This window comes from Nostoc sp. 2RC (assembly GCF_014222165.1).
Taxonomy (GTDB): Bacteria; Cyanobacteriota; Cyanobacteriia; order Cyanobacteriales; family Nostocaceae; genus Nostoc; species Nostoc linckia.
The window spans coordinates 1-12,812 of the sequence record NZ_JACKZU010000230.1; the positions used below are offsets into that span (position 1 = coordinate 1).

Sequence of the window (12,812 nt, forward strand, 5' to 3'; positions counted from 1 at the left end):
GGGCATGGGGCATGGGGCATGTTGACTGTTGACTGGGAAATCAGGATTTATTTTCCTTGTCTCCCTTGTCTCTCACCCTGCGGGTTCGCGCTAGCGTCTCTCAAAGAGAAGCTAAAGCTACATCCTCCTCATCCCCTCATCTCCTCATCAAAGAGTTTGGTGGATTAAATCAGCAAAGCCATAAAGGCTAATAATCAGCAGTAGTAAGGCTGTGACTTGTGTAATTCGTGTTTGGGGAGAAGGAGCGATCGCTTCCCGCACTAAAATTGAAATAGATGCCCCGACTACTAAGCTCAAACCTAAAATTAAATATGGTGGTCTGTCAGGTAAAATACTCGCTATGGCCAGCATAGCGATCGCTAAAAACAACATCAATAATTCTACAAACCGAGGCGGGTTGTATTGGCTAGATAAAATTAAACTATTGAACCAAAAATACCAAGATCTCATAGTCAGTATTCAGTACTAGATGCTGAGCTGAGTGCTGAGTTACCAAAGACGCGATTAACCAAAGTCTTTCCAAGAGTTGTGAGTTATGTAGTTACTTTTGGGATTTCAGGAAAAATCTAAAATCCCAAAATAATAAACTGCAACTTTACCAATTTTAGATTTTGGATTCAAGTTAAAATCTAAAACCCAAAATCTAAAATCTAAAATTAATTAACCCCTAACTCCTAACTTCTGACCTGTGCCATTTTTTTGTGCGGCCTCATCTTCTGGAAGTTCGACGCCAAAAACCCGGCTAAAAGCTTTGCCGACTTTGTAGCCAGAATCAATCGATTCCAATGGGTCTTTCCGCAGTCGATGACGCAAGCACAACGTAATTACCCGGCGGATATCGTCAAGTGTAACTTCAGTGCGCCCTTCAAATGCCGTGATGGCTTTGGCGGCGCGGTTACTAACAATGTCACCCCGTAAACCATCTACATCCAGTTCAGAACAGACTTCAGAAATTTTCACCCGCAAATCATAGTCAATTTTTACTTCTGGTAATAGCTGTTGAGCATTGACAATTTGCTGTTGTAGTGCTTCTTGCTGGGGTTTATATTTTTCGAGAAATTCTGGTGGATTTTGGTCAAATTCCGCCCGTTGTTCTACGATTTGTACTCGTAAACCTGGTTCTTTGACTGTATGAATTTCTGCGTGCATCCCAAAGCGATCGAGGAGTTGGGGGCGCAGTTCCCCTTCTTCTGGGTTTCCAGAACCCACAAGCACAAAACGTGCGGGGTGACGGATGGAAATGCCTTCTCGTTCTACAGTGTTCCAGCCACTAGCGGCGGAATCCAGTAGCACATCTACCAGGTGGTCATCTAGTAAGTTGACTTCATCCACATAAAGAATGCCTCGGTTAGCCTTTGCCAGCAGTCCTGGCTCAAAAGCCTTGACACCCTCAGATAAAGCTTTTTCGATGTCGATAGTACCGCAAACCCGGTCTTCTGTGGCTCCTAATGGCAGGTCTACCATTTGGACTTTTTTGTGAGTTACCGGAATTTCTGCCCCTTGTTCTAGCAGTTGGCGGACTTCATCGCTCATCAAGTCAGGGTCGCTAGGATCGCTACTAAACGGGTCATTGGCAACCACAGAGATTTCTGGCAGCAGATCCGCCAGCGCCCGGATAGTTGTGGATTTTCCGGTACCGCGATCGCCCATGATCATTACACCACCAATTTTGGGGTCAATCACGTTCAACAGCAGCGCCAGTTTCATTTCTTCCTGGCCGACAATTGCCGTAAAAGGAAATACCACACGACGCGCACTTGCCGTAGATTGAGCAGTTGGACTCACTAAATTACCTAACAATATTTTTCTTATTACAGTTCTTTATTGTGACACAGCTGGGGGCAGGGGTAGCAGGGGAAAAGGTTAAAGGTTAAAGGGAAAAGGAATCAATTTAATCTTTCCCCTTTCCCCCTTACCCTTTCCCCTTTCCCCATGCCCAATACTAGATAAATTGGGCACTAATGCCTACTAGTTACGTCAACTTTCTTAATGTGCATAAGTTTGATTTAGTTTTTCTGGTGCAAAAGTTCCATACATCGGGAACCAACAACTACCAATGTCTCAATTTTTTAGTAAACATAAATGCTTGTAATATATGTATGGCTAGTAAATTCAATCACCAAAGCAAGCAATGGCGTGTGTGGGTAGCTAATGCATCATTCAAACCTATGAAATCAAATTTTTTTGTTCGAGCTTGGCGACGAAAATTGAAATATGTTTTCTGGCTCTTGATTTTAATATCGTTTGTTATGGTATTGCTGGCAGATAGTTTCACCCCTGCTGTTGCTCAACTACCCCGTCAGGAAATTCGCGGGGTTTGGATGACAAACAATGATTTTGACACCCTAAAGAACCGCACCAAAGTCCAAGAGGCCATGAGCCATCTGCGGCGGCTAAATCTTAACACAATCTATCCAGTGGTTTGGAATTCTGGCTATGTGATGTATCCCAGTGCAACCGCACAAAGGGCAGGGATTCAACCTTTTGTTTATAAAGGTTCCGATGGACATGATATTCTTGCTGACCTGATTAACCAAGCCCATCGTCAGGGACTTTTAGCAATTCCCTGGTTTGAGTTTGGATTTATGGCACCGCCAACATCGGAACTAGCACTAAATTATCCAGATTGGTTTACACAAAAGCGCGATGGTAGCGAAACTTCCATCAGTGCGGCTGGTGAGGTGATGTGGCTCAATCCCTTTCATCCACAGGTGCAACAATTCATCACTAATCTCGTGCTGGAAATCTTTACCCAATATGATGCCGATGGCATTCAATTTGACGACCACATGAGTTTACCCCGCGAATTTGGCTACGATCGCTATACAGTTGCCTTGTACGCTAAAGAAACTAAGAACAAACCCCCGGCGAATCCTGACAATCCCGAATGGGTAAAGTGGCGCGCAGATAAAATTACCGCCTTCATGGCACAACTCAACCAAGCTGTCAAACAGAGAAAACCCCAAGCAATTTTCTCCGTTGCTCCCAATTACTATGACTTTGCTTACAAATTTCACCTGCAAGACTGGCTCAATTGGATACGGCAAGATATCGTAGACGAGTTAATTGTGCAAATTTATCGTCCAAATCTGCAAAGTTTCATCGCCAATATTTCCCGCCCAGAAATTCAAGAAGCGCAACAAACCATTCCCACTGGAGTCGGGATTATGACAGGGTTACGAAATAACCCAGTTCCCATACAACAAATTAAGTCCCAAGTGCGAGCTGCCCAAGAACGGGGTTTGGGTGTAACTTTCTTTTATTATGAAAGCCTTTGGAACTATGCACCAGAACCATTAAATGAGCGCCAAGCAGCATTTGAAAAACTTTTTCCATCTCCCGCCCTCCGCGCCAGAGTTGAATAACTTTTTTGCTGGGGTGCTTATTTCCCTAATAGGATGCAGCTGGTGAATTTAGGGTTATACCAATTTCAAAAAACAATGTAACTAACAAAATTGTTTGTAGAGACGTTGCAATGCAACGTCTCTACATTTGTTGGAATAGCGAAAAATCCTGCGGTGCGATCGTTAATTCGTCATAGGTATGGGGTTGCACTCATCCACCCAACCTCAAATGAAGATTTACTCGTGGGTAAGCTAGCGTTAGGTTTCGTTTGCAAATATCAAATACTCATCCACAAAGCTTAAAAACTCATTCACGAGTTATAAACACTTGTTAGGAAGTCTCAAATATTCATTGACGAGTTACAAAAACTCGTGAACCGGCAAAATATACTCGTGAACCGGCAAAATATACTCGTGAACGGGTAAAATATCCTCGTGAATCGGCAAAATATCCTCGTCAACGAGCAAAATATCCTCGTGAACCGGCAAAATATCCTCGTGAACCAGCAAAATATACTCGTCAACGAGCAAAATATCCTCGTTAACGAGTATCAAAGACTCATTAACGGAGTTCCGAGCCTCATTAATGAGTCAAGTCGAGCATTCGTAATGCTAAATTCTTTTGAAAATTCCGTAAAAATTATTATTGCTCATGTAGTGTTATGCAACATACAGCGTTTTTCAGGTAGATGAAGTACACACGTAAGGGCGAACAGTCGTACCCTACGGTAAGGCAAAGCCTACACCCTTACAATTACCTGTACTTCACAAAGTTGCAATTTGCTGTAAGAGCTTGTTTTGACATTTTGGAGCATTCTCAAGTATTACCTTCATTCGCTAGAAACTCAAAGTTCCAACTTAAGAACTTAAGAGTTAAAAACCACTTCAGTAAACTAAAAATCTAAATCTGGCAAGAATTCAGTCCTCCTATAAAGAGGGCTTTCCCTATGAGCAGTATGTTTTTAATCTATGGCGGTTATTGTCATTAGTCCAAGATATTACTGATTGTCCGATCCTCCACAGAATCAGGCGTATTAAATATAACTTTGGTTGACAGGTGAGCTTCAATATGAAACATACTCAAGATTTATTTGAAAAAATCCAAGAACCGGAAGAGAGGCAGCTTAAATTAGATTTAAGCCGCAACCAATTAAAGACACTACCAGAAGAAGCACTCGCCAGTTTGCAACAAATTACTTCGCTGGATTTAAGCTTCAACCAATTAACGACACTGCCAGAAGCACTCGCCAGTCTGCAACAACTCACTTCCCTAAATTTAAGCCGCAACCAATTAAAAACACTGCCAGAAGCCATCACCCGCCTACAACAACTCACTTATTTGAATTTAAGCCGTAACCAATTAAAGACACTGCCAGAAGCACTCACCAGTCTGCAACAACTCACTTCCTTGGATTTAAGCTGCACTGGATTAACGACAATGCCAGAAGCGATCGCTAATCTGCAACAACTTACTTCCCTAAATTTAAGCTACAACCAATTAAAAACACTGCCAGAAGTTATCACCAGCCTGCAACAACTTACTTCTTTGAATTTAAGATGCACCGGATTAACAACATTGCCGGAAGCGCTTGTCCATCTGCAACAACTCACTTCTCTGGATTTAAGGGACAACAAATTAACGACACTACCAGAAGCACTCGCCAGTCTGCAACAACTCACCACCCTGGATTTAACTGGCAATCCTATTGAAAAGCCACCACTAGAAGTTGTTGCAAAAGGTATTGAAGCGATTCGGAATTATTTTCGACAACTGAAAGCAGAAGGTACAGATTATCTTTGTGAAGCAAAGTTATTAATTGTTGGTGAGGGAGGAGCAGGGAAAACAACACTGGCGAAGAAAATTGAAGACGAAAATTATCAACTTCGACAGGAAGATACTACAAAGGGAATTGAAGTTATCAAGTGGCATTTTCCAATGGAAAATGGGCGAGAATTTCGAGTCAACATTTGGGACTTTGGAGGGCAAGAAATTTACCATGCTACCCACCAATTTTTCCTCACCAAGCGTTCACTCTATGCTTTGGTGGCAGATACCCGCAATGAAGACACGGATTTTTATTACTGGTTGAATGTAGTAGAACTATTGAGCGATAACAGTCCACTGCTAATCATCAAAAATGAAAAGCAAAACCGCCAGCGAGAAATTAATGAAAGTCAATTACGGGGGCAGTTTACTAATTTGAAAGAGACTTTATCAACAAACCTTGCTACCAACAAAGGTTTAGAACAAGTTTTAGAACAAATCAAGCATTACGTTAAAAACTTGCCTCATATTGGGAGTCCGCTCCCAAAAACCTGGGTTAGAGTCCGAGAAGCTTTGGAGAGTGACGCACGCAATTACATCGGCTTCAATGAATACCTGAATATCTGCCAAAAAAATGGGTTCACCCAGAGAAATGACAAGTTGCAGTTGAGTAGTTATCTGCACGATTTGGGAGTATGCTTGCACTTCCAAGAAGACCCTCTTTTAAACAAGACTGTAATCATCAAACCCAAGTGGGGAACTGATGCAGTTTACAAAGTGCTAGATAATGAAAAGGTAATTAGCAACTTGGGCAGTTTTACACGGTCTGACTTGGCAAACATTTGGTGTGAAGACGAATACGCTACGATGCATGATGAACTATTGCGCTTGATGATCAACTTCAAGCTGTGCTACGAAATTCCGAGAAGCCAAGGAAAATACATCGCCCCGCAATTACTATCTGCTAATCAACCTTACTATGAGTGGAATGAAACAAACAATCTGATTCTTCGTTATACTTATGAGTTCATGCCTAAAGGCATCATCACTCAGTTCATTGTCGCCATGCATGAGTTGATAAATGAACAAAAATGTGTCTGGAAAAATGGCGTCGTTCTCTGCAAAGACGAGACCAAAGCAGAAGTAATTGAATATTACAGCAAGCGAGAGATTAAGATTAGAGTCTCAGGTCGCCACAAACGAGATTTCATGACTATAGTTATACATGAACTAGATAAAATTCATGATTCATACAAGCGACTAAAGTATGACAAATTAATTCCATGTAATTGCAACACTTGTAAAGATAGCCAACAGCCACACTTTTACCCTTTTGAAATATTACGAAAGTTTGTAGCCGATAAACAAGAAAACATTCAATGTCAAAAAAGCTATCAAATGGTTGATGTATTGGATTTAATAGATGATGTGATAGATAGTAGGGAAGTAGTGAAAGCGGAACAGCACATTGGTGGCGATTTTATGCCTAATTACTCTGAGACAAAAAGGGAAAATGTTGTTGTAACAATTAATAATGTAATTCAGCCATCAAAACAAGAAAATAATTTTATGACAGAACCATCTCAACAGAAAGATAATTCTAAATCAGAAGCGCAGGTTACGCTGCCATTTGCTTTTCGCAATGGAATGTTCTATTTATTTGTATTTGTAGTTGTATTTTGTCTAATTGCATTTTTTGGTGGTTCGCTACAATTTCATTATTTAGCTTTAGCAATTATTGGTACAGCAATATTTATCGTTTTAATAGGCGTTTTACAACTCCGCCAAGACAACCGCCTATCTGAAAAATCTTTTGTAGATTTAACAAAAATGGTATTAGAACAGTTACCTTTAATTGGCAATATTATTAAGCAGTTTCAAGGTAATAAATAAACACAAATTTAGTCGAAATACACAGATAGTAAGGGCGTACAGCGTTAGCCTCTACCCGTGTACTTCATTTACCAGAAAAACACTGATCAACTTCCAAATCAAAAATACCCCACTGTTCCCAATCAACCGTCAACCGTCAACCGTCAACACTCATCATCTTCTTTCACTCTTCCCGACTCTTCTCTTGAAGAAGCGATCGCCAATCTTTAATTGCTTGTTCTGTCCAGAGCCAATTTTTAGCTAATTTATCTACTTGAAAATTTACATTATCGGATTTCATTACCATTTGTCTCAACTTAATGGCTTCATTCATATATTGTGCTTGTTTGGCGCTAGATTCATCTAGTGCAGATTTATACAGTCCCAAAGCTAAACCAGCATAGGAAGTTAAAGCATCCTCAGGTAGTGGTGTTTTTGTGGATGTTGTACCGTTGTTTGTATTCTGTGCTTTGAGAGCTAAATTTAAAGCCTTAAACCAAGAATCATTAGCTCGGTTCAGATTACGTTCTGCGTAGTACGCAAATCCTAAAGCGTTATTATACAAAAGGGAATCTGGTTTAGCTTTGGCAGCAGTTTCCCAGTAACGACGAACATCGTCAACGCTATAGTTAGCATCTCCAGTCTGGATTGATTGCCATGCTAATCGCCCCTTTAAAAAATTCACAGAGGGATCGTTAACTTGCTGATTTGTAACTAATTTTAAAGCAGTTTCAGCCGCAGCAAAAGCACCACGATTAAGCAACTCTTCCACAGCAAACAACCCACCTCGCAAATCGCCTTGGCTCAATTTTTCAGTGGCGGTGGCGGTGACAATTCCAGTTGGTGCTGTTTCCAAATCGATATTTGGTTGCTTTTCAATGGGTAAAGGCTCAGTGGGAATTGGTGGTATCTTCGATACATTGGCTTGGGGTCGATTTAGCCACCAATTTAAACCGATGGCAATTGCGATCGCACTTATTCCCACAATACCTACAATCGGCCACAGTTTACGCCATCGGTTACGATTTCTAGATAAAGAAGGAGTTGGATAAGATGGACGAGAAAACTCAGAATTTTGCCAACTTCTTTCTGATTTACCAACAGGTTCAGTAGGTGGTGCGGGTACTTCTCCCCACAAATCTGCTTCCTCCAAAGAAGAAGTCATTTCTTCTGAAACTGGTCTATTTGGCAGGCTATTTTCGTTAATTTGTTGCTCCATTTCTGTGGAGGATTTTTGCTCATCTAGCCGCCGAAACAAATCCGAAACAATGGCAGAATCTTCTGCATAACTTGGGTCATCATATTCGATTTCATCAACTAGATCCCCCCAAGTATCTTCCCCCAGCCAATCCAAGCCAGTAGTATCGCGCCCCAAATCCGTAGGAATCATTTCCTCAATTCCTAAAGGCATTTCTGGTTCCTCTGCCATCGCCGCATACATAGAACTGGGAATCGTACCTACAGGGGAACCATATTGGTTGAGCGCCTCCGGACTTTGGGGTAAAGTAGTTTCGTGACTGAGAAAACCGTCAAATTCGGGCTGGAGATACAAAATTGGTAATGCCCAGTACATTTGATGAGAACCATAGGCAGAAATCAATCCTTGGCGCACCCGACTAACACATAAATCAACTGGATACCCCTGACTTAAATTACGGTAAAATAACTGCGTTAATGTCAGTGCCACTTCATCAGGAATACGCTCTGACATAGCCAAAACGCTGGCAATTCCTCGTTTTACAAGACTTTCTGCCAGGTTGCGTTCCCCAGTATCTTCAGAAGCTCCCAAGGCAGCTGTATAAGCTCCCAAGCAGGAATTAAACACCGCCATCTGGATATTGTTGTTGACAAGCAAACCAGCTAAATCATCTCCAGTGAGAATTTCCGTCAACCCAGTTCTGCGACTGGCAAGATAAATTTCTCCGCCATTTGACCCTAAATTACTATGACCAGAGTAATGTAGAACATCGTATCTGCCTTGTTCTAAAGCTTGGGTCAGTTCTTCCCGTCCTGGCTGGTCTAACACAGTCAGTTCAATTTCAGGGAGATGACTGCTAACTTCTGCAAATCGTGGTGCGGGACGTGCAAGTTCCGCTTGCAGTTTGATCGCTTCTTGTTTGAGTAAGTCGAGACGGACTTGATCCAAAGGCGAAGCTATTACCATCAATACTTTGACACCAGTTTCTTCCATTGGCGTAAAAGTATTTGGCGTAGGCGTAGCCCCCCGCATGGATCGCAAACGAGAAGCGCCCAAAATTCCACTTTGGAAACGAGAAAAAGCCACATAAGGGCCAGTGGCTAAGGGGCGATCGTTTGCGTGCATCACTTCCCAAGGCAAACGAGCTAACCTCGTGTCTTTCAGCCCCAAGCGTAACCTGAGTACTTGTTGGTGATTCTGGGCAATACCTTGGGCAGTAATCCAACTATCTCTGAGAGTACCTTGAAATAAAGCATTATATAATTGCTGACCCAAGGCCACCAAATTAACAGAATTTCTTGCAATATCGCTTTCTCGCCCGCTAGATGCAAATGGATCTCCTTGCAGAACAGACTTCAACGGGTCATTCATTAAATGCCCAGCAGCCATCAACCAATCAGCTACAGGCCAAGTCACCAATTCTTCTGCCAATGGCACCCCAGGCGCGACTTGTTCCGTCCGCACCAAGTAGTCGTTTTGCCCTACTGGGGTTACGGATATGTGGAATTCCTGGGTCACAGCTTCTCCTGCTCGCCTCCTAAATTCGGTTTGAAACGCGAAAGTTTCAAGTCGATTTTTCGCTTCCTCTGATAACTTAGATGCATCCCACCCTTGAATGTTTCTGATTTTTAGTTGTTTTGGCTTTTCTACCTTTACAACTTTATCCGGATTGGATTAGTTGGGTCTAGAACACTTTATTGGTAGATGCACCTTGATCTTCAACTCCCCTAGTAGGCTAACACCCACTGGGGGTTTTTTTATTTTGGCAAACAACAGCAACCTTTAATATCAAGTTCATGTGAACACTTGTGATGAGAACTAACTCCCAAATACAGTACACTCTACGCAATAAGCTTAGAATTATACAGCAAATTTAAATTTGCTGAAGTATGCAAGCTAAGCGGTAAAAACCAGATATCAGACCTATTTTGCTTCCAAATTCCAGATTCTGAATTCTGCGTTCTTCTGTAAGTAATTACACTAACTTGATATAACGCAGATATTCTCCACTAGAAAATAATGCTTAACTTGAGAACACTGGATTGGCAGATGAATGTACCTCGATCTTTAACTCCCCTAAATCATTTAATATCCACTATTAGACCACGACAAAAAACCAGTGACTATTTGAATTAGGGACTTCCAAGTAAAAATATTCCATTGTTACTTTGAACTGTTGACTGTTGACGGTTCACAGTCAACCACCATGTGCTGTTGTTTATTTTTTGGAGTTCCCTCAACCAGAGTATGAACTAATACCAATTTGCATTCACCAAACGTAATTTCATAATTTCTATTCCCCATCTCCCTACAGCAAAAATTAGGTTTTAGAACCCAAAATGGTACAAGCACCCCATCTCAAACATCAGTCAAACTCTGCTCAAGTGTAGTAGTTTTCGTTTGGCAGACAAAAATAATCAAGCTTTTTGCAAATTTATCCGGAGCATGATGGTTAAACCTAGAACACATAATTGGTAGATGCACCCTGATAACTAGCTCCCCTGGTAAGCTAATAGCCGCTGGGGGTTTTTTTTCTTCATCACACACCTATTTTTCAGGTAGCGCACTAAATCATTAAATAATTGGTAGGTTTGTCCGTGCCAATTTGAGATTTTAAATTCAAAATTTTTTCAGTTCATCCCGCCCGTAAAGGGCACAACAAATCCAAAATTTCAAATTTGTCTTGGAAAACCCTTGTTTACCGTTGACCTTGGCATAGCCAGAGGCTCGCAGATACTAAGAATTACTCTATTCCCCGCAAGCCTGAGGTGACGCCAGTACCCTACGATAACCCGCCCTCAGGGCGTTTCACAAATCGGTAAAACTGTCCCAGCCACTGACCGAACTTTTGGTAAAATCCAAAATTGGTTGACCTGATAACTAACCCCTCTGATTGGCTAACACTTGTTGAGAGTTTTTTTTCTGGTGAATAGACAACAATAACCTCAACTTCTGCATAATTTATCCGGTGGATAGCCATTAACCTGAGAAAAAGTAATTGGTAGATGCACCCTGATAACTCAACTCCCCTGGTTGGCTAATAGCCTCTGGGGGTTTTTTGTTTGGAATTATCGAAGAATTTTAGATTCTAGATTTTGGATTGGGGTTTTTCGGTTGAGAGCAACTTTTGTGGTAGACAGAACAAATCTTAAACCGAAGCCCACTAGCCTTGTGATTGGGACGAATCTAAAAGAGCCTCGTAGACTCGTGAACGCTACATTATTAGCGATTCCAAATCTTGTTAGAGGTTGAGCATTTTTTCCGGAACATACTGGCTGCCCCTAGAAAACATTATTGGTAGATGCACCCTGATAACTCACTCCCCTAGTAGGCTAACACCAACTGGGGTTTTTTTATTTTAAAAAATAACTGACCTTTGTACAAATTTATCCGGAGTAAGGCCTTCAATCCTAGAACATTTAATTGGTAGATGCACCCTGATAACTAACTCCCCTGGTTGGCTAACACCCACTGGGGGTTTTTTTTGCCTAGAGACATAGCTGATTCAAAAACATCATCAGCCTAAATAAACTGCCACATACCGAGAATGCACCTTGTTACTACTGCTGGTAGACCTTGAATATCCCCTAATAGCCAGCTTAGAGCAAAACCCGGTCACCTAATGCCTGTATCACTTTCTTTTTATTTTTACCTAAACAGGTGACTCGAAAATGATTGCTATGATATTTAATCACATTCTTAAGTTTTTTTCTAGATTCCGACTTTCCCCTTCTTCAACAGCTACTTGCTAAAAAATTAGGTGTGGGGCATGGGGTGTGGAACAAGGGGGACAAGGGGGACAAGGCAGCAATTTTTCTCCCTTGTCTCCCTGATCTCCCATGCCCAATGCCCCATGCCCCATACTTCTCTGCGAGAGGCTGCGCCAACGGCTACGCTCAGTACAAGTGCCCCATGCCCTATGCCCAATATTGTTGACATTAACAACCAGCTATATGGTATATTTCATGGCGTTATGCTAGGATATCTAGCCTAAAACCAAAGAGTTGCCAACCGATGAGTTTAGCTGTAATTAAGTTTTCTTCTGAAGAGTGCGGCATCTGCCACAAAATGTCTTTTTATGACAAAAAAGTGGCTGAAGAACTGGGTTTAGAATTTATCGATGTGAAAATGCAGGATACAGCTGCTTACCGCAAGTATCGCAAGATTTTATTGACTCAGTATCCTGATAAATCAGAAATGGGATGGCCTACTTACATTGTTTGCAATTCTCCCGAAGGAGAATTTGAGATTGTAGGTGAAGTAAAAGGAGGCCATCCCAAAGGTGAATTTAGAAGCCGTCTCCAGCAGGTTCTCGATTCTACAACTAGTCAGAATTAATAACTTCAAAAGATTTAACTTCCAAGACAGGGCCAATCATGGCAGCTGTCATCACATCTTCACGCACCTGTCCTTTAACTTTTGCTTTTTGTCCGGCTTTGAGTAAGTCTTTATCAGCCCCTCTGAGGATTTCGTAAGTAACACCCTCTTCTGTAACTAACGCCCATGCGCCTGGGCCAATATCGCGCCGTTGGATTGTACCTGTAAGTGTAATGCTCATAAATACTGCTGATTGGGAGAGTAGGGACTGGGGTTGGGGAGATGGGGAGATGGGAAAGTGGGGAGGTGGGGAGAG

7 protein-coding genes are annotated in these 12,812 nt (G+C 41.8%); 3 read left to right on the forward strand and 4 right to left on the reverse strand.

The features are described 5' to 3' along the window. Window positions 1-147: 147 nt before the first annotated feature. On the reverse strand, window positions 148-450 hold the full coding sequence (locus GNE10_RS22745) for a hypothetical protein (protein ID WP_099070922.1): 303 nt from the start codon (window positions 448-450) through the stop codon (window positions 148-150). A 210-nt stretch (window positions 451-660) separates the two neighbouring features. Further along, complete coding sequence (bchI, locus tag GNE10_RS22750) at window positions 661-1,785, reverse strand: magnesium chelatase ATPase subunit I (protein ID WP_185567104.1); 1,125 nt, start codon at window positions 1,783-1,785, stop codon at window positions 661-663. 314 nt (window positions 1,786-2,099) lie between these two features. On the opposite strand from bchI, the gene GNE10_RS22755 reads away from it, so the two are divergent. Continuing rightward, window positions 2,100-3,365 (forward strand): glycoside hydrolase family 10 protein, encoded by a 1,266-nt coding sequence (locus GNE10_RS22755; protein ID WP_185567105.1) that lies wholly within the window; start codon window positions 2,100-2,102, stop codon window positions 3,363-3,365. A gap of 1,048 nt (window positions 3,366-4,413) precedes the next feature. Further along, the gene (locus GNE10_RS22760) at window positions 4,414-7,002 is read left to right on the forward strand and encodes a COR domain-containing protein (protein WP_185567106.1); all 2,589 of its coding nucleotides are present in this window, start codon (window positions 4,414-4,416) and stop codon (window positions 7,000-7,002) included. Window positions 7,003-7,165: 163 nt separating this feature from the next. Here the strand turns inward: GNE10_RS22760 and hetF are convergent, their stop codons facing one another. After that, the gene (hetF, locus tag GNE10_RS22765) at window positions 7,166-9,697 is read right to left on the reverse strand and encodes a cell division protein HetF (protein WP_185567107.1); all 2,532 of its coding nucleotides are present in this window, start codon (window positions 9,695-9,697) and stop codon (window positions 7,166-7,168) included. Window positions 9,698-12,193: 2,496 nt separating this feature from the next. Between hetF and GNE10_RS22770 the strand changes: the two genes are divergently transcribed. Beyond that, on the forward strand, window positions 12,194-12,517 hold the full coding sequence (locus GNE10_RS22770) for a thioredoxin family protein (RefSeq protein ID WP_099070928.1): 324 nt from the start codon (window positions 12,194-12,196) through the stop codon (window positions 12,515-12,517). On the opposite strand, the gene GNE10_RS22775 is transcribed toward GNE10_RS22770, so the two are convergent. Next, entirely contained in the window at window positions 12,504-12,737 is a 234-nt protein-coding gene (locus GNE10_RS22775; protein ID WP_185567108.1) for a hypothetical protein, read from the reverse strand. The genes GNE10_RS22770 and GNE10_RS22775 overlap by 14 nt on opposite strands. Window positions 12,738-12,812: the final 75 nt, after the last annotated feature.